The sequence below is a fragment of the Streptomyces sp. Mut1 genome (assembly GCF_030719295.1).
Lineage (GTDB): Bacteria > Actinomycetota > Actinomycetes > Streptomycetales > Streptomycetaceae > Streptomyces > Streptomyces castrisilvae.
Window position 1 is genome coordinate 15,610 of the sequence record NZ_CP120998.1, and the last position, 17,853, is coordinate 33,462.

Sequence of the window (17,853 nt, forward strand, 5' to 3'; positions counted from 1 at the left end):
GAGGTATCTGACTCCCTTCATGTGGAGTGACGGAGCAGTGGGGCCCGGGCCGGTTGGGTGTCCGGGCCTTCGCCGTGTCCTCGGCAGATTTTCTTCCCGGCCGCTGCTGTCTGTCGGCTCCTGGACGGCCCCAGGGGGTGAAGGAGCTCTTGCGCTCCAGAAACGGAACGTCAGCACCCGCAGCGTCCCGCCCGCTCGAACAACCAGTCTCTGGAGGACATTCCCGTGAACGAGAACCCGGTGCCGCTCCTGTCGCAGCATGCCGCGCTCATCCTGACCATGGCCGTCGTCATCGGCGTCAGCATCGGCGCCCTCACCTACTCCTCCGAGCGCTCCTTCGCGAAGGCGCCCCTCGCCGGTCTCCTCGCCGCCGGTGCCTCCGTCGCGGTGATGCACAGCCTGATCGGCTGACCAGGGGGTGGCCAGGAAGGTCCTGGCCACCCCCTTTCACGCCGTAGCGGGGCGAACAGAGGCGAACACCGGCAGGAAAAGCTGAACCATCTGACTTGGCTCACAACCTACTTTGAAGCTCGCGGCCTTCTCCTCATCAGCCATACGAGCTGTCCACCAGCACTCGCCTGTGGACAGCGGCCACGTTCCACACGGGGCCGGGGCGATCCGGGATCTGAAAGGATCCGGGCATGCTCACCAACCAGACCGCCGCAGCTGGCCTCGATGACAACACCCCCTGGACCGCCCTGTACGACAAGACCGGCAGCGACCACAGCGACTACGTCTCCGAGGTGCGCAGCGCGGTCGAGTACGGCCTGAACGATCCTGGGCAATCGGTGGAGATGGCCTGTGCGGCCGCCGAGACCGCCGATGCCGCGGCCCAGGCTCTGTCGAGCACCTGGTCCCTCTACACCCCGCAGGACGCCGCGGCCGTCGCCTCCGCGCTCCTGGTCCAGCTCCAGAACAACGCCGACGCCTTGGCCGAGCTCGTGCGCGCGGTCGGCCGGCTCGTCGAGCGAGGTGAGGCCGAGCTGCCCGCCCCCGCCAGCCCCGGGCAGCCGGCGAACCTGGCCGACGCCCTGACAGCACTGCGGACGGTGGCCGACACGGTCAACGGACTGGTCGACCGGCACGCCTCCACCACCGTGCGCGCGCTGGACGCCGCTCCTGGCACCGCCGTACTGCCCGGCGATGTCCACGAGACCGTTGTCGCCGTCGCCGCCCTGCTCGCCGAGCAGTACGACCAGGAGGTGACGCTGAACCAGCGCCACCCCGACGGGACCTATGAGGACGATGACAGCGGATTCGGGTGCGGCTGCGACGTCACGATCGCCGCTGGCCGCGAGGAGTTCACCTTCCACCACGGCGACTCCGAGTGGGCGCTCACCCGGGAATCGGACGGCAAGCAACAGGCTGGTGGTGTCACCACCTTCAGCACCTGGGAGACCTTGAGCACCACGCTGAAGACCGCCCACCCGCAGCAGCTCACGGACGACATCCTGCGAATCATCGCGAACGGTCAGCAGAAGCTGTAGGAGACCGCTGACGGGAGCGGATCGAGTCCGTCGTATCGCCCGGCGACCCGGCCTACGACCAGCTCCCCGAACTGCCGCGTGCCCGACCCGATACGCGCGCCACTTCCGGTGCCGGATGAATCTTGTTCCTGGCACCGGAAGGTGCTTCAGCTTCGTGGCGGCGTGGACTCGCACTTCGGGCACCCATGGCCCTGCATGACGGACACAAGCCGGAAGCGTCGGATCCCATGACGGCCGGTGACGCACCGCGCGGTCCACGGCGCCGTGTGGGAGTGGGGGAAGGGTTCGGTCGGACGTAGGCCGGCCTGAAGCATGATGGCCTCGGCCAGACGGTGCGCCCGGTACCCCCTCCATCGCCCGCGCTCTTCGGTGTCGGCCTTCTCCCTCGGCGCTTCCTCCTTCTTCTTGGCCTGTACCCGGTCGTACGCCTTACCCCAGACCAGGAAACGGCCTTCCTTGACTCCGCAGGCGTACAGGTACGCGTGCAGCTGCCCGATACTGCTGGGCAGCTGCTGGCGGTGGGATATTCGATGCGCGGCGCTCCGGGACAGGAACGCGAACGGCTTCTGCGCCTCTCCGTCACGCGCGGCCTGGACCCGGTCCTCCATCTTCTGCATGGACGGGCGGTCAGCCACCTCCCAGACCCTGGCCAGTGCGCTGCCGAGCTCGTCGGCTGTGCTCACCATGCTGGGGTGCGGGGCCGCAGTGAGAGAGCGCCGCTGCCGTCCAAGAGGCCGAATGGCCCCTTCGAACAGGCGCTTTGCCTCCTCGGCGTCGAGACCGAGTTCGGTGACGTACCCCTCCACGATGGGCCGCTTCGGTACGGCGGCCCCGGACTCAGCTCGCTGAATGGTGGAGACCGACGTGCCGATGATATCGGCCGCCTGACCTTGCGTGAGTCCCATCCCGGCGCGGCTGCGGCGCAGCGCACCGGCCAGCTTGCCGACGGCGTTGTCGGGGTCCGGCACCTGCTTGAGGCGCCGGACCTTCCGCACGGTAGTCATGGCGCGGTCAGGCGGGGGTGGCCCGCAGTTCGACCAGGGCCGGGCGCAGCACGGCCAGCTTGGCGGTGGTGGCGGCCCGTGCCACGGGGGCTCCGATGAGACCGGCGCTGCCGGTCACGAGGACGGCGGTGACCGACTTCGTGCCCGAGAGGAACAGCACGGTCACGACGAGGACCACGACCGTGATGATGACGGCTTCGGGCCAGTTGAGAAGTGCTCTCGGGGGGATGACGCTGCGCGTCATGCTAAGCCCCTGTTCTTGATCACGTGTGCAGGAGGGTGCTCCTGCTTCCAACCAGGTTGTGCCGCTGGGCGGTTGGCTCGCCCGGATGCGGTGACGGAAATGCTGCCACCCCGTGACCATGAGTCATGACCGATCGCGCCGTTTTATTCAGGCGCATCCCACCTTCAAACTCGATGCGAGGCACTGGGCGTGAAGCTAGCCTTGGCCAAAGCGCAGACACTCTGTGTAGCGTCGAGTGCGTCTACCAGGGCGGCTCCGGGGTCGCTCGCCAGTGCCAATTCGGCGGAGCGTCACACCGAGGCAGATGATCATGTGAACACCCAGACGTAAACCAGTTTGGGTTGCCCTCTGCCCCCCCGCTGGGACGATTTTCCTAGCCCCTGCACCACCGTGATTCCAACCAGGTTGATCAGGGACACCGTGCGGGCCCTGGTTGGCTCCGGACCCGCAGCAACGAGCCGACAGCACCAGCTGTCGGCTCGTCCGCGTTCATCACCTCACCGCCGGGCCGCGCGGTTCCTCGCGAGCCGACAGCCCCGCCAGGCCGAACTCGTCGCCGCACAGCCCGTTAGACGGGAGGCAGGACAGGGTGGTCGGTGTGGTGGTGCGCGATCTCCACCCCGTACTCGCCGTCCATCGCTGCCCACACCCGGCGGCCCACCGCTTCGGCCACCGCGACCGAACGGTGCCGGCGGCCCTTTCTCTCGCCTATGCCGAACTGTTGCTTTCGACGCCAACCGATCACGGTTCAGCGGCTGTGCCGGCGGACGTTCCTGGACACCGCGTTGTCGGAGGTCACGTCTAGGTTGATCCGCAAGATCCCTGGCGAGTGGCGTCAGGGGTATTCGGAACGATCGTGGGGGTTGCTATGCACTGGTGGAACAGGAAGCCCGGGGAGCGGGCGGAGTGGCTGCTTGAGCCACTGGTGAAAGTAGGGCCGCTGCAGTTCGGGATGAACCCGGACGAGGTGGCATCGGCCTTGGACGGAGCGGTTGCCCACGTCTCACAAGGGTTGGGCAGCGGCATCGGCTGGGGCTACTACACAGACTGGGGTGTGAGTGCGGTCTACGGTGAGGACAATGGCCTGGTCGCCGTAGCGATCGATGCGATGGATGGGCCGCTGGTGCGCCTGCGGGACATCGACCTCATTGCCCGGGTGCCGTCCGAGGTGCGTGCAGACATTCAGGACCTCGCACTCCGGGAGGGGACTTCCGTACGAGTGAACTGGAGCGGTGATCCGGAAGTCGAGGCATGGGGGGTCTCCATGGGCGCCGCACAGGAGCAGGGGCTGACGCCCGAGGGGTACACACAGCGCCTGGACACGATGATCACCAACGCGCTGCTGGTTGGTCCCGAGCTGGCGAAGAACCCGTTCGGGTCCGAGCCGGTCATCCGTTGGCGCGACGTCCGTGACGAGCCTCCGAACGTTGGGGCGTGGCCAGTAAGAGCTCAGCAGGAGCGACAGCACTGGGACTGGACACCACTGGAGAGCGTCGGTCCGCTCAGGTTCGGTATGAAGCCGCAGGAGGTGGCTGCTGCGCTGAGCGAGGAGCCGACCACCCGCCATGGCCGGTATCCCTTCGGAACGTCTTGGGAAGGCCTGGGGCAGTGGATCTTGGGTGAGGACTGCTTCGACCGCGTAGGCGTGACCGCTCACTACTCCAGTGGCTATAACTGGCCCCCAACCCTCGGCGCTGTCACCGTTCACGGACGGACTGGGCCTCAGGTCGAGTTCGCGAGCATCCGGCTGATCGGCATGACGGTTTCGGCCGTTGACACAGCCCTGATCCAGCACATCGAAGAACGAGATCTGGGCTTGGTGATCGGCTGTGGCGGCGATCTCGGGGTGGACGGCCTCAACATGTACGTCCGGGCCAGTAGGGCCGGGGACACCGCGGTGAGTGAGGCCAGATTCTGTCAGGCGCAATGGGAGGACCACGGCTGATCCGCAAGGCGCCTTGATCGCTCCGCGGTGTACCGCATCGTGGGCGCGGGCCTCGGGGACCACTCGGGCGAACCCGGCCGGGGCGGGCCGGCCGCGCGTCACATGCCGAACGAGGACTCGACGTCGCCGATGATCTCGCGGGCCAGCTCGGTCACGTCGTCCTTGATGGCAGGGAACTCCTCGGCTTCGAGCAGCCCGGCCTGGTCCAGGTACTCGCGGATCCTGTCCACGATGACGGTCAGCGGATAGGCGCCGCGTCCATAAAAGGTGTTCCTCTTCAGGCGGGCAGACGGGGCAGGACCTGGCCGTCGGTGATCTGGGTGCGGGCGGTCAGGGCGTGGCCGTCGCAGACCACGTAGCGGTCGCCGTTGTCGGCCTGGATGGTGTGGGTGGCCGCCTCGGTGCAGGCCGCGTCCATCCGGTCGTACGGTCAGACAGTGAAGCAGACGGGGTCCATGCACCAGGAGTCGAAGCCCTCGGTCGGTCGGCGCGGGACTTGAGGGTGGCGCCGTGCTCGGGGCACACGCCTCACGGCACGGTGCGCACCGGCTCGGGTCGGCGGCGGTGCTCTGCAGGGCCTGGTCGTAGAGCGCGGCGGTGGCACTGTCGGCGGTCACCCCAGGGATTCTCCCGCACCCGCCGGCCCCTCTCTGGGCCATTCCCGAAAGTCACGCCAGCCGCGGCTTCGGCGGCCCGGATGCATCTGCTGGCTCGCTTAATGAGTTCCTCGTGCGCGGGCGCGCTCCACCGCCGGCACGGAGCCCGGTCTGTTCCAGCGGGCCGAGTTCGTGCAACGCCTGGAGCTCGTCGGCGCGGCCCGCGACCCGGGCCGCCCTCGCGAAGCTGGGCTTCCCGGGCGGACCCGGCCGCGGGCTCAGCGGCAGGCTCGGCCCCAACGACGTCGCCGGTGCTCGCCGGCACGTCGGCGAGTAACTGGGCCAAGCGCTCCCACGCCGCGAGCACAGCCGGCTCGCCAAGGTCTGCGACGAGATCCTTGTGCCGTGAGTCGTGCCGCGCGTCGAACCATGCGCTCTCAAGGACGACCGCGCCAGCGCCCGGCGCCGTACATCGCGGCGCGGCCGACACGGCTGGGGCGCCCAGCTCACGGGGCGCAGCGATGCGCGTCGCGAATGGGTGCTTCGGGGACCGTCCCTGCACACGGGTGCACTCCCGATTTCGCTTGGCCGTCGGGACCGTCCCTGCGCGCGGGCTGCACGGCTCGGGTCGAAGGAAGCACCCGTCACGGGTGGGACCGTCCCTGCGCGCGCGGGCTGCACGCCGGATGTGGCCAGCGCGCTGTGGCTGTGGTGGGACCGTCCCTGCGCGCGCAGGCTGCACACCAGGCACGCAAAGCTTGTTCGAGGTTCCTTGGGACCGTCCCTGCGCGCGCGGGCTGCACTACGGCTCCATCAGCGACTTGAGGTGCGCGACGGGACCGTCCCTGCGCGCGCGGGCTGCACTGTATGCGTAGCCGGCGGCGCGCAGGTCAGCGGGGACCGTCCCTGCACGCGCGGGCTGCACCGGGTGACCCGCAGCGGGAAGACCTTCCCGGTGGGACCGTCCCTGCGCGCGCGGGCTGCACCCGGCGGTCTTCGCTCACATACCCGAGGGCCGGGGACCGTCCCTGCGCGCGCGGGCTGCACCCGGCGCTCGGCGCAGTGGAGTACTGGAGGAAGGGACCGTCCCTGCGCGCGCGGGCTGCACCGTACGGGGCGGGCAGGCGCCGGTCGCGGCGGGGGACCGTCCCTGCGCGCGCGGGCTGCACCCTCGCTGGCCTGCGGCGCAGCGCTCAGAACATGGTCGGCCTGCCCACTTTCACCGATTGCGACAAAAGGCCTGTAGCTACAGCGTGGTGCTCGCGTTGGGACGGGTGGCTCGGTCTCCCGGCCACGGTGACCTGCCCGCGTGGGCGAGGTCTGCCTGCTTCCGCCTCCCGGACTCGGAGGGTTTCCTGCCCTTGCCACATGTGGCTGGTGCAGTCCACAGACGCTCTACTCCCCCATCCAGGGGACGAGGCCGCCCCGCAAGGGGAGGGCCAGGGCTCGAACATAGCCGAATGCCCTCCATCTACACATAAGCGACACTTCCTTGTTTTTCTGGGCAAGGGTTGTCAGTGGTGGATGTCAGGCTCCGCATCATGACCACCAACGGGAACACCACCACCATCGTCGTCCGCGAGCCGCTGGATCCCACCCCCGAGCAGGTGCTCGTCCTGAAGCGCTACGCCAACGCCTCCCGCGCCTGCTTCAACTTCGCCTACGGCCTCAAGCACGAGGCGCAGCAGCGGTGGGTGCGGGGCCGGGACCGGTTGATGTTGGAGGGGCTGAGCCGGGAGGAGGCGAACCGGGAGGCGCCGAAGGTGTCTGTGCCGCGGGCGTCGGATGTGCAGCGGATCTTTCTCGCGGTCCGGGAGAAGCCGCTGGCGGGGCCGCTTCGGGAGGGGGAGAGCGAGCACCGGCGGATGTTCCGGTGGTGGGCGGGGGTGAATGCCATCGTGTGTCAGCAGGCGTTTCGGGATGCGGATACCGCGTTCGCGAACTGGCGCGGCTCCGCTCGGCGTGCCGGGGAGGGGGTGGGGTATCCGCGGCCGAAGCGGGTGGGGAGGTGCCGGGATTCGTTCCGGATGACGAGTGTGCGGCTGGTGGCGTCGGATCTGCGGCATGTGCGGATCGGTGGGGAGAGGGATCCGGCCGGTCAGCGGGCGTTGATTGTGCGGTTGCACCGGCCCGCTCGGCGGCTGGCCCGGGAGATCGCCCGGGGCGGGGTGGTCAAGATGGTGACGGTCGCGCGTGAAGGCAGTCAGTGGTGGGTCTCGTTCAACGTCCGGATCGCTCTCCCGCCGCCGGCCCGGCTCTCCCGCCGGCAGAAGGAGGCGGGGACGGTGGGGGTCGATCTGGGGATCGCGGTGTTCGCCGCGACCTCGGAGCCGGTCATCACGGCCGACGGTAAGGAGCAATTGTTCGACAACCCCCGGCATCTGGACAACGCCCGTCGCCAGCTGCGCAAGTGGCAGCGGCGGATGGCCCGGCGTCATGTGAAGGGGCTGCCGGCGCACCGTCAGAGCGCGGGGTGGCGGGAGGCCCGGGACCAGGTCGCGCACCTTATGGGGCTGGTCGCGCAGCGGCGTGCTTCGACCCAGCACCTGCTGTCCAAGCAGCTTGTCACGCAGTTCGCGCACGTGGCGCTCGAAGACCTCCGGGTGAAGAACATGACCCGGACCGCGCGCGGCACCGTGGAGGCGCCGGGGCGGAACGTGGCGGCGAAGGCGGGGCTGAACCGGGCGATCCTGGATGTCGGGTTCGCCGAGATCCGGCGTCAGGTCGAGTACAAGGCGAAGTGGCACGGCGTGACCGTCACCGCGGTCAACCCCGCCTACACCTCACAGACCTGCCACCGGTGCGGGCACGTCGACCGCAAGAGCCGCCGCACCCGCTCACTCTTCCAGTGCACCCGCTGCGGACACGCCACCCACGCCGACATCGGCGCCGCCCACAACATCAAACACCGCGCCCTCAACCTCGAAGCCAACGAACCTCAATAGGGCTGCTGTGAGCAGGAGAACAGCGACGGCCGGGCTCCCCGAGCGGGTATGCCTGGCCGCCGCCGCTGGCCACGCTCCCTTCGAGTGCTGTCCGAGAAGGGCGGCCCGTCGCGCAGCTCACTGGCCAATTGAGGCGCTCAGTCACACCGGTCTGGTCCTCCTTCCTGACGGCCGGCTGTTACAGGTCGAATTCCAGGTGTTCGATGTCTGTGAAGCGGACTTCTTCCAGGGAGCCGGCGCGGCGGCCGCCGTCCTGGAAGTAGGCCTCTTTGAGTCCTTCGGCTGCGATTTCCTGGAGGCGGGTGTCGCCGGCGCCGGCTTCTTGGGCGTCGAAGAGGCGGGCTGCGTGGTGGGGTGGCAGGGCGACGGTGAGGTGGCGGATGCGGTTCTCGTCGGTGGATCCGATCGGTGCGGTGTAGCCGATGCGGGCGCGGGTGTCGATGATGATGCCGCCCGTGGATGCTGCCTTCGCCTTGGCCTTGGCCCGGATCTGCGGCTGCCACCTCTTCTTCACCTCGCGCTCTATGCGCGCGGCGAGGTCCGGGCGGGGTTTTTTGATCTGGTTCTTCACGTACCGTTCGACGGTGCGCTGGGAGATGCGCAGCATCTGCGCAACTGCTTTGGTGCCGCCCAGTTGTTTGACGAGGTACCGCATCTGCGGGCCCGCGCTTTTCGGTGCCGGGCGGGTGAACGCCTTCTGTACCGCCTTCTCCAGGCCGTCCCCGATCAGGCTCATCGTGGCCTTCTCCTATTCTCCGTTGTCGGCGTCGGTGACGGTGCCGTCCTTGATGGACCGGGCGAGGTTGAGTTCCGGCGCGTTGAACTGCTCGCGGACTTGCTCTCCCCATAGGACGGTCTGGGTGCCTTCGTGCTTGACCAGGCCGGGGTTGATGCCGAGCTTGAAGCCGCCGGGCAGCGGCTTGCCCTGGCGGTGGGGCAGGAAGTCCAGCGGCGAGGGCCCGTCGGCGGCGTAGACGACGCAGTCGGACAGGATCGCGATCGGGTACTGCCCGGTGAACGCGGCGTGCTTGATGACCTTGCGGTGGAGGTTGATCCGGGTGCGGGAGATGACCGCGGCCCGGATGTCGGGGCGCCATGTCGGGCGCTCCAGGGCACGCCACCGCTCGCCCGGCCGCCAGCCCTCCCCGCGCGGGCGTTCGCGGAGCTTGCCCAGGCCGCCCTTGACGGTCGCCTTGATCGCCGTGATGACGATGCCCAGCTCCGGGTCGCGGGCTTTGTAGCCGTCCATCGCCGTGAGGAAGTCGGCCGGCGAAAGGTCGGCGTCGACGCCGAGGTCGGCCATCGTGGCGAGGTAGGCGTCGCGCAACCGGCTGTACCAGCCGTCCAGGTAGCGGCCGTTGTCGTACCGGACCCACGCCTCGGTCGGCGTCACGTCGTAGCCGAGCTCCACCGCGTAGGCGACGGTGGGCGTCGCATACCAGGCCGGCCCCGTGGGGCGGTCGCCCTTCGGTGTGAACGGCGAGGGCAGCAGCGAGCCGTCCAGCTCCGCCCACTCCTTGCCGACCTTCACCCTCGACAGGTCGACGTGCGACAGGTCGACCAGCCAACTGCCGGGCAGCTTCGGGTCGAACGTGAGGCTCTTTACGTGCGTCGGCTCGCCGAGGCCGACGTTCAGCCCGTTCGCGCCGGCGGCGAAGGCCATGTTCACGTCCAGGCCGACCAGGTAGCGCAGGGTGCATTCGTCATCGGTCATCGGCCGCGCCCAGTCGTACGCCTCCTCGAACAGCTTCTCCGCCGGGCCGCGCACGTGGAAGCGGGGCAGGCCGGCGAGGATCGGGTGGCCGTCGGGGGCCTCGCACGGCGCGCAGTCCACCGGGTCGCTGCCGAGCGAGCCGGGCGTTTTGGTCTCTGCCTGCCGCAGGGCGCCGGTCTCCTCGTCCCGCACGGCGTGGGTCGGCGGGTGCAGCGCGGTCATCAGCTCCAGGCCGGTGACGGCGGTGGAGCCGCGCGGCGTCATCACCCTCGATGCGTAGACGCCCAGGACGCGGGCGAGCTCCGCCGGCGGGAGCTGCGCGGCGGTGCCCCAGAACCGGGCGTCCAGCGCGTTCCACGACGGGACGCACAGCTGCACGCACTGGCGTTCCGAGCCCTTGGCCGGACGGTAGATACGCGCCCACGGCCCGAGACCGCGCTTGGTCAGCTTCCAGTCGGCGCGCACCAGCTGCTTGACGGCCTTGTGGCCCTCCGGGATCCGACCGGCGTCCCTCTCCTGTGCCGTCAGCGAGGCCGGGAGACCGTAGCGATCCAGGGCGGCCTCGGTGAGCACGAGCAGCGGGTCAGCGGGCCGTCCGGGGCCGGACAGCTTCGGCTGCCCGAGCTTCGCCTCCTTGAGTGTCCAGTCCACCAGGGACGGCAGGGACTTGGCGGGCACGTCCAGGACCAGGCCGCCGGTGCAGTACGCCAGAACCTGCCCGTCCGAGTCGACGTCGACGACCGCCAGCGGGCCGTTCTCGAACCGCGGGTCGGTGTCGCCCACAGGGGTGCCGGCCGGGGCCGCCTTCCGCGTGCCGGGGCGGCGTGACGTCGACCGCCCGGTGGTCACCGCGGGACGGTGTGCGGCGGGAGTGGGGTAGACGGATTCGACGGCTTCGTCGATCAGGGCGCCCGGCACCTCGGGCATTTCGCCTGACGGGGCGGGGGTCTGGGTGTTCTCGGGTGCAGTCGTGACCGCGGCCTCGGGCGCCTCCCCCGTGAACAGGGACCGGGCTTCCGCCGGGGCGGGGGTGCCGGCGGGCGTGGGGGCCGGGTAGAGCTCCGCGAGCTGCTTGAGCAGTCGCGCGTACGCCTCACGCTCCGGGCCGCGCGGCTCCGTCGGTCTGGTGGCCGACTCCCAGGCGGACACCGTGGCCCGCCGCACCTTCAGTGCGCCGGCGACATCGTCCAGCGTCAGGCCGTGCGCGACCCGCAACCGCTTGCGCTCCTCCGCCGACGGGAGCACGGAGCGGGACGCGACCAGTGCGTCGACTGCGTCGAACATCTCGGACATGGGACACCTCCTGACCAACACCCTATCCCATGAAGCGTAAATCTCGCATGCTTTTACCGTACGAATACCGTACGCACCTTGGGGGTGAGGCGCACGTGCGGGCTGGCAATCGGATCGAGTCGGCGGACGCCGAGGTGCTCTCCGCGATGGAGCGGGCCTGCCGGGCGGTCGGCTGGGAGTTCTCTTGAAAGACCTGAGCGAACGCTTACCCGCCACGTTCGTCTACGCCGGCATCAACGTCACCGACACCCCAACTGTTCACCGGCACCCGCGGCGCCCAACTCGCCGGACGGGCCACCCTCATCGACTGCGAGCCCATCCCCGCCCGCCACGGCACCCGCCAACGGGCCTTGACCCCGGATGTTGAACACACGAGACACTGGATCCTGAGGATCTGAGAACGGACATCTCGTGGTCATGAAGAACTATCCTCCGCAGTTCAAGGCGGATGCGGTCGCGCTGTACGAGTCGCGGCCGGAAGCGACGATCAGGTCGGTCGCAGCCGATCTCGGGATCAACCCGGAGACGCTGCGGAACTGGGTTCGGGCAGCCGGGGTGAGCCGTCCCCGAGGACGGCGGACGCAGGAACCAGCCCTGCCGCCGGCGCCGCTGGAGGCGGAGAACGCCGCCTTGCGGAAGAAGGTCCGTGAGCTGGAGGAGGAACGCGAGATCCTGCGCAAAGCGGCGAAGTATTTCGCCGGGGAGACGTGCTGGTGAACCGCTTCCAGTGTGTCGCCGACCTCCAGCGCCGCTACGGCGTGAAGCGGCTCTGCAGCATCCTCGGCGTCAGCCGCTCGAGCTTCTGCTACTGGCGCCGGACGGCTGCCGACCGGGCCGCCCGGCAGGCGGCCGACGCGAGGCTGGCCGCCCGGATACGGGCGGTGCACCAGGAATCGGACGGCACCTGCGGAGCCCCGAGGATCACCGCGGAGCTCCGCGAGGAGAACGGTGTCGCGGTCAACCACAAGCGCGTCGCCAGGATCATGCGGGCGTCGGGGATCGCAGGAGTCCAGTTGCGTCGCCGACACCGCACCACTGTCCCCGACCCGGCCGCCGCCAAGGCCCCGGACCTGATCAGCCGCGACTTCACCGCGGACAGACCGAACACGAAGTACGTCGGCGACATCACCTACCTGCCCATCGACGGCGGGAAGTTCTGCTACCTGGCGACCGTCATCGACCTCGCCTCACGCCGTCTGGCGGGCTGGGCTATCGCCGACCACATGCGCGCGGACCTCGTCACCGACGCCCTGGCCGCGGCGATCCGCACCCGCGGCAGCCTCGCCGGATCCATCATGCACACCGACCACGGAGCTCAGTACACGAGCAGGATTTCCGCCGAAGCCTGCAGGCCAGCAGGGGTTCGGCGGAGCATGAGCGCGGTCGGGTCCAGCGCGGACAACGCACTCGCCGAGTCCTTCAACGCGACCTTCAAACGCGAGACCCTGCAAGGGCGAAAGAGCTGGCCGACCGAGCGCGAGGCCCGACTCGACGCCTTCCAATAACTCCACCGCTACAACACCCGCCGCCGACACTCCCACCTCGGACAACGATCACCGATCGCCTTCGAGAACGCCCTCCACCGCACACCAACTACGCTGACACAAGCCGCATAACCCGTGTTCAGGATTCGGGGTCAAGGCCCATGAACGCCTTGGCCGGACTTATGGCCCGGCTGCATTCCGTCCCGGCACCCGAGGGCTTGCGCGGCCTCGGTGACATCGCGCGTGACATGCTGGCGTCCGTGCCCGCGGCCGCCGCCGCCCTGCCGGACCCGAGGACCAGCGGCGGCTGCACGACTGGGCATCGGCAGTCACCGAGCTGGCCGACGAACCCGGCGACCGGATGCTGCACTGGGACCTGCATTACGACAATGTGCTCGCCGCCGAGCGCGAGCCGTGGCTGGCCATCGACCCCGAACCCCTTGTCGGCGACCCGGGCTTCGATCTGTGGCCGGCGCTGGACACCGGCTGGGAGGAACTCCACACCGCCAGGGACGCTCCCCGGGCGGTGCGACGCCGCTTCGACCTGCTGACCCAGGCCCTCGGGCTGGACCGCCAGCGCGCGGCCGGCCCCACCACTGACCACTTCACACCGAACGCGTCACACCCCCATAACCGGCATGGGTGCCTTGACGCTGCCGCTTCTGCAGCTATCTCTGCTCGCCGATTGGGTTCAACGGTCTGCTCGGCCACCTTGAGTGACACCTCGTCATCTGCCGGTTCGGAGTCCGTGAAGGAGAAGGTCGAACAGGAACAGGTCTCCCAGAATGAGCCCGCAGTCGATCCTTCCAGGTACGCGGTTCCTGCCGACGAGATGCCGGAGGAATACGAGGTCCACCCCCCTCTTTCGCGGCGACCCAAGGGGGGGGTCCCGGCCGAGGGATGCTGACACCGGCGCCCAGCAAATAGGGCATAGAGGGAGGTCGAGTCGTGGGTGAAGTGACCCATCAGGTCCCGGCTCTTCCGTTTTGTGCCGCGAGGTCCAGCCGTTGACCGACCGCGGCTTCCTTCGCGCTACCCCGACGATTTCGCGCTCCCGCATGATCCGAGCGACGCGCTTGCGGTTCACCATGTGACCTTGGTCCCGGAGTTTCGGGTGAGAGGGAGATCCTCCTCGGGTCTGATGGGAGATGCCGTCCACCGCGCCGGGCTCGGCAGCCGTTCATCTCGAAGGTTATTGCTTGAGGAGGTGAGCGCCCTCTCCGACGAGGTAGGCCTCCTCCACCCAGCCTGCGAGGGTCTCATCGAGCTGGTCGGCGGAAGTGAGAGTCAGGTGGTGGACGTAGAGGCGTTTGGTGTAGGGGGCGGCGCGGGTGATGCGCGGGTCTTCGACGGCGCGTTGGAGATCGAGGTAGGCGCGGATGCCGGTGGTGACGGGGTGGCAGCCGGCAAAGCCACGGCGCACGCCCTTGAAAGTAACGGTGCTCCTGGAGACGGAGTAGACGAAGGGGCCGCACCGTTCGACGAGTCCGACGAACTTCCAGAACATCGCGACAGAGGTATCCGGCTTGTCTACGAGGTGGTCCTCGACCGTCCATTCCACGGATGTCATCCGGTGACCGTACAGGACGCACTCTGCACGGTTGTGGCCGTTCAGGTTCAGCTTTCCCTGCGGACACGAACTCCACGCTACGAGGGAGACTCACGTGCTGAATGCCGCCGTACCGTGGACGATTCGCTATCCCGACGCCTCGGTCACCGGAGTGGGACGAGGGCGACGACGGGGGCGGTCAGGAATGACGGGCAGGGCCTGGTCGGCGGCGCGCGGCCCCCGGCTCAGGGTGACTGCGGGGCGCCGTGTCGCAGGCCGCCGAAGAGGAGGGCGGTGATCTGCCGGGCCTCGACCAACCAGCCTGGCCACCGGGGGCAGCCGGGGCTTGGGCGCGGCGACCGCGCGCCGCTTCGTCGCCGCAGGCGCGACCGTACTGACGGCCTCCCGCAGCCGGCCCGATGAGGACGGGGGCGCCACCTTCGTGCCGACGGGTCTCTCGACGCGGCGGGGCGTGGCCGAACCCGGCCGCCGGGTCGTCGACCAGGTGGGCGGAGTGGACGTGCTCGTGAACAACGCCGGCGCGGCCAGCGCCCCGGGGCCGGCCCTGAGCCGGTCCGACGCTTCCTGGCGTGCGGACCTGGAGATGAACCCCCTCAGCGCGGTACGCCTGGACCGGGCCCTGGTACCGGGAATGGTCGAGCGGGGCTCCGGCGTCGTCGTGCACGTCTCCTCGATCGCGAGCCGACTTCCCCAGCGCGCCGAGGCGTCCTACGCCGCCGCCAAGGCCGCGCTCAACACCTACAGCCGCGAACAGGACACCTCTTCTGTCCGCGTTCGACCTGAGCCGGCCGCCGTCGCCGAGGGTCTGTGCGGTAGAGGGTGGGGGCTCAGTCGGGTTTGATCAGCGACTCGGGCGGTGAGCCGGCCGTCGAAGGTGATGTCGAAGGCTTGCAGCGCAGCCCGCTACCTGGATCCGGGGCGGCAGGCACGTGGGACGAGGTGTGGTGACGCAGAGCGCGGATGCCGGGCTCTCACCACCGACGAGTACGCGGGCCGCCCGCTCGCCGTGCGCGGGTACTGGCACACGTAGCCCAGCGGGCCCACAGCCGGCCAGGGGCTATGCGGCGAAGCCGACATTGGTGCAGTACTCGTACGCTCCGTACTGGGATCCCAGATCAGGCAGGACGTCGTCGGTCCAGGCCGCGTCCAGGCCGTGGTGGTCACCTGCCGCCCACGCGCCGACGATCCGGTCCCAGCGGCGCACGTTCATGTGCCGGAAGGGAACGTCGCGTTGCAGCGGGCGGGCCACGCCGGACTGGTTGAGGGGGTGGATCTCCACCCGTGTGCCGCCGTTCGCGTTGAGGCGCTTGAGCAGGTGCCGGGCCACGTTCTGCCGGCGCACCGCCCGGTAGGATCGTCGATCTTCTTCAGGTTCTTCACCGAGGGGCGGCGCTTGCCCTCAAGCCACGCCTTCAGCGTGCGGTCGGTCACCCTCAGTCCGGCGTCCCTGGCGGCCTGACGGGCGTGGTCGGACCTCGTCAGGTAATTCAGGCGCGCCATCAGACCGCGCTTCGCGGTGACGGGGGTGGCGATGCCGCCGGCGAGGTCGTCGAGTCTCCTTCCGACGAGTTCGCTTCCCCTGACGCCGCCGGCGCCGAACTTCCCGAATTCAATGTTCCTCTCCGGCATCTACTGCTCCACCCCCGTCGTGTCGGTGCCCGCGGTGTAGAGGTCTTTGACCTTGACGTCGGTGACCCCACGGCCTTCGGGAAAGACGCGGCGCCAGCCGCCGATGACGTGGATTTCGTCGGTGCCCATCGCGCGGACGACAGCGAGCCCTTCGTCGTGGGCTTTGAGCGCCTTCATCCAGAGGTTGGCGAAGGCCTGCGAGCGGATGATATGCATCCAGTCCGGCCGGTACAGTTCCCGGTTGTAGTTCGACTCCCCCATGGTGGAGACGAACTTCGAGTACATCGCCTTCACGTACTCCAAGGTCACCGTGTCGCCCTGCTCGATCGCCGTGTCGCGGGCGTCCTTCAGGGCGATACGGAACTTCTCCAGCAGGTTCTCCGTGGCCCCGGAGGTGTAGGACTCGTGGATCTGAGGAGGCTCGCACAGCTGGTGCCTGGGGCCTGACAGGCGCAGCAGGAGACGCAGGGTGGGTTCGGTGACCCACAGGGGTCCGGGTTCGTCGCGTTCGCCGATGGGTTGGGCAGGACCGCGTCGTGCTCCCAGGCGGGTGAGGTGATGAGGTGGACTCCGGCGCGGCGGCGGTCGTGCGGCATGCCGGCGGTGTGCTCAAGCTGTCCGAGCGGCAGATGGGTCTTGAGGGCGGACAGGTAGGCGCCATTGATGTCGAGCGCTGTCACTTCGTGGGCGCCGGAGGGCAGTTCGGCGCGGGTCCACCTGGGGCGGGCCTCCCAGATCTGGTCGGCGCCACGGGAGGTCTGTTTCTTCAGGATGCCGGGGATCCAGGGGTGGGCGATCACGTCGTACCGGGCGCCCTTGCGGGTCTCGTCCAGCAAGCGCATCGCGTCCGGGATCGCCTTCCTCAACAGCTCCGCGGTGGCCGCTTCCACGTCGCCCTCGTACTCGGCGAGCGCTCCCTCAACCGCCGCACGGATCAAGTCCACCGGAGCTGACGACTCCGGGAACGCCCGGCGGGCCGGGCCCTTGGCCCGCTCCGGCAGCTTCGAGGCCGGAGCGGGCCGGTCGGCTACCGGGGCCAGCTGCGCCTCGACTGTGCCGCCCTGGCATTCGGCCGGATCCAGGTGCTGGGCGAAGCCCTCCACCCGCTGTCCGGCCGGATGCCCGCACAGCACACACGGCTCCGGCGCGGTGAGTACTTCTACTTCGTCCCCGCCCTCGAACTCGGAGGAAGCCGGCTCGGTCGCGGCGGACTCCACCGCCGGTTCGGTTTCAGGCGTGGTGTGTCGGTGGCGTACTTGGCGCACAGCCCGTCCAGGAGATAGGCGTACTTGCCGCGCACCTCACCGACAGGGTCCCGGCCGCCTTCCCAGGCGCTGACCGTGGAGGGGCTCACTCCGAGAGCACGGGCCACCTGCGCCTTCGACAGCCGAGCCTGCTCGCGCAGGGCACGGCGGGCCTCGGGGTCCGGGAGGTCGGTGTGCGGGCCGACGGAGGCGAGGAGCGAGTCGATCGTGTCGAAATCACTCACCGGAACACTCCCTTCAGATGTAGGTGACGGGGTTGCGGGACAGGTGCGGGCTCTTGGTGGCGCGGCCGACACGGTCGTCGCCACGCAGCAGCTCCCCCTGGAGGGCGTAGCGGTCGCCGAGTTTGGAGATCCCGGTGATCGTCGCGACGGCGAGGACAGTGCCGCCGGTGTTGATGATCTGCGCCTCGTCCTGGGCGAGAGCACGGTCGGCGTTGAACTTCCAGATGCCGCGGCCGGCCTCCCAGACTTCGTCCTCACTCATGCCGGGGCGCCATCCGATGGTCGTCCGCCCGAGCATGTCATCGGGGGCCGCCTCGCGCTCGGGGCCGATCTGGTCGTGCCGCCCGGCGTTGCGCGCCGTGCTGCCGACAAAGCCCCAGCTCAGGGAAGTATGCAGGTCAGAACGGGTGGCGTAACTTCGGCGTAACGTGAAGCGGGTAGTTCTTGATGCCG

At 69.2% G+C, this 17,853-nt stretch carries 13 protein-coding genes, 6 pseudogenes and 1 CRISPR repeat array; of the genes and pseudogenes, 8 read left to right on the forward strand and 11 right to left on the reverse strand.

Annotated elements, in window-relative coordinates:
- Positions 1–225: 225 nt before the first annotated feature.
- Both P8A18_RS33150 and P8A18_RS33155 read left to right on the forward strand, forming a co-directional pair.
- Entirely contained in the window at positions 226–411 is a 186-nt protein-coding gene (locus P8A18_RS33150; protein WP_306061362.1) for a hypothetical protein, read from the forward strand.
- A gap of 230 nt (positions 412–641) precedes the next feature.
- Entirely contained in the window at positions 642–1,487 is an 846-nt protein-coding gene (locus P8A18_RS33155; protein WP_306061364.1) for a hypothetical protein, read from the forward strand.
- Positions 1,488–1,633: 146 nt separating this feature from the next.
- On the opposite strand, the gene P8A18_RS33160 is transcribed toward P8A18_RS33155, so the two are convergent.
- Together P8A18_RS33160 and P8A18_RS33165 are read right to left on the reverse strand one after the other, a co-directional pair.
- Complete coding sequence (locus P8A18_RS33160) at positions 1,634–2,482, reverse strand: helix-turn-helix domain-containing protein (protein WP_306061366.1); 849 nt, start codon at positions 2,480–2,482, stop codon at positions 1,634–1,636.
- Between the two features lie 16 nt (positions 2,483–2,498).
- Positions 2,499–2,735, reverse strand: coding sequence for a hypothetical protein (locus tag P8A18_RS33165; RefSeq protein ID WP_306061368.1), 237 nt, complete (start codon positions 2,733–2,735; stop codon positions 2,499–2,501).
- A gap of 868 nt (positions 2,736–3,603) precedes the next feature.
- Between P8A18_RS33165 and P8A18_RS33170 the strand changes: the two genes are divergently transcribed.
- On the forward strand, positions 3,604–4,680 hold the full coding sequence (locus P8A18_RS33170; protein WP_306061370.1) for a hypothetical protein: 1,077 nt from the start codon (positions 3,604–3,606) through the stop codon (positions 4,678–4,680).
- A 98-nt stretch (positions 4,681–4,778) separates the two neighbouring features.
- On the opposite strand, the gene P8A18_RS33175 is transcribed toward P8A18_RS33170, so the two are convergent.
- Together P8A18_RS33175 and P8A18_RS33180 are read right to left on the reverse strand one after the other, a co-directional pair.
- Complete coding sequence (locus tag P8A18_RS33175; RefSeq protein WP_306061372.1) at positions 4,779–4,910, reverse strand: hypothetical protein; 132 nt, start codon at positions 4,908–4,910, stop codon at positions 4,779–4,781.
- Between the two features lie 47 nt (positions 4,911–4,957).
- Positions 4,958–5,098: a hypothetical protein gene (locus tag P8A18_RS33180; RefSeq protein WP_306061374.1), complete on the reverse strand. Its 141-nt coding sequence runs from the start codon at positions 5,096–5,098 to the stop codon at positions 4,958–4,960.
- Between the two features lie 830 nt (positions 5,099–5,928).
- Positions 5,929–6,446: direct repeats of the CRISPR family, unit length 30 nt; unit sequence GGGACCGTCCCTGCGCGCGCGGGCTGCACC.
- A gap of 371 nt (positions 6,447–6,817) precedes the next feature.
- Here P8A18_RS33180 and P8A18_RS33185 point away from each other — a divergent pair.
- Positions 6,818–8,221, forward strand: coding sequence for an RNA-guided endonuclease InsQ/TnpB family protein (locus P8A18_RS33185; RefSeq protein WP_306061376.1), 1,404 nt, complete (start codon positions 6,818–6,820; stop codon positions 8,219–8,221).
- A 178-nt stretch (positions 8,222–8,399) separates the two neighbouring features.
- Here P8A18_RS33185 and tpg read toward each other — a convergent pair whose 3' ends face one another.
- Complete coding sequence (gene tpg / locus P8A18_RS33190) at positions 8,400–8,957, reverse strand: telomere-protecting terminal protein Tpg (RefSeq protein WP_306061378.1); 558 nt, start codon at positions 8,955–8,957, stop codon at positions 8,400–8,402.
- A gap of 12 nt (positions 8,958–8,969) precedes the next feature.
- Positions 8,970–11,228, reverse strand: coding sequence for a telomere-associated protein Tap (gene tap, locus P8A18_RS33195; RefSeq protein WP_306061379.1), 2,259 nt, complete (start codon positions 11,226–11,228; stop codon positions 8,970–8,972).
- 178 nt (positions 11,229–11,406) lie between these two features.
- Here tap and P8A18_RS33200 point away from each other — a divergent pair.
- From P8A18_RS33200 to P8A18_RS33210, 3 pseudogenes are all read left to right on the forward strand, one after another.
- Positions 11,407–11,563, forward strand: a pseudogene (locus tag P8A18_RS33200) (TniB family NTP-binding protein); the annotation flags it as partial.
- 76 nt (positions 11,564–11,639) lie between these two features.
- A pseudogene (locus tag P8A18_RS33205) lies at positions 11,640–12,844 on the forward strand (IS3 family transposase).
- Positions 12,829–13,328: pseudogene (locus tag P8A18_RS33210) on the forward strand (aminoglycoside phosphotransferase family protein); the annotation flags it as partial. The pseudogenes P8A18_RS33205 and P8A18_RS33210, both read left to right, overlap by 16 nt.
- Positions 13,329–13,439: 111 nt before the next feature.
- On the opposite strand, the gene P8A18_RS34420 reads toward P8A18_RS33210, so the two are convergent.
- On the reverse strand, positions 13,440–13,871 hold the full coding sequence (locus tag P8A18_RS34420) for an IS3 family transposase (RefSeq protein ID WP_371933807.1): 432 nt from the start codon (positions 13,869–13,871) through the stop codon (positions 13,440–13,442).
- Positions 13,872–13,904: 33 nt separating this feature from the next.
- Positions 13,905–14,282, reverse strand: a complete 378-nt coding sequence (locus P8A18_RS33215) for a DUF5655 domain-containing protein (protein WP_306061381.1) — start codon at positions 14,280–14,282, stop codon at positions 13,905–13,907.
- 301 nt (positions 14,283–14,583) lie between these two features.
- On the opposite strand from P8A18_RS33215, the pseudogene P8A18_RS33220 reads away from it, so the two are divergent.
- Positions 14,584–15,042, forward strand: a pseudogene (locus P8A18_RS33220) (SDR family NAD(P)-dependent oxidoreductase); the annotation flags it as partial.
- A gap of 297 nt (positions 15,043–15,339) precedes the next feature.
- Here the strand turns inward: P8A18_RS33220 and P8A18_RS33225 are convergent.
- The 3 genes and pseudogenes from P8A18_RS33225 to P8A18_RS33235 form a co-directional block, all read right to left on the reverse strand.
- Positions 15,340–15,911 (reverse strand): annotated as a pseudogene (locus P8A18_RS33225) (transcriptional regulator).
- Positions 15,912–17,400, reverse strand: a pseudogene (locus tag P8A18_RS33230) (helix-turn-helix domain-containing protein).
- A 13-nt stretch (positions 17,401–17,413) separates the two neighbouring features.
- Positions 17,414–17,662, reverse strand: coding sequence for a hypothetical protein (locus tag P8A18_RS33235; RefSeq protein ID WP_306061382.1), 249 nt, complete (start codon positions 17,660–17,662; stop codon positions 17,414–17,416).
- Between the last annotated feature and the right edge of the window lie 191 nt (positions 17,663–17,853).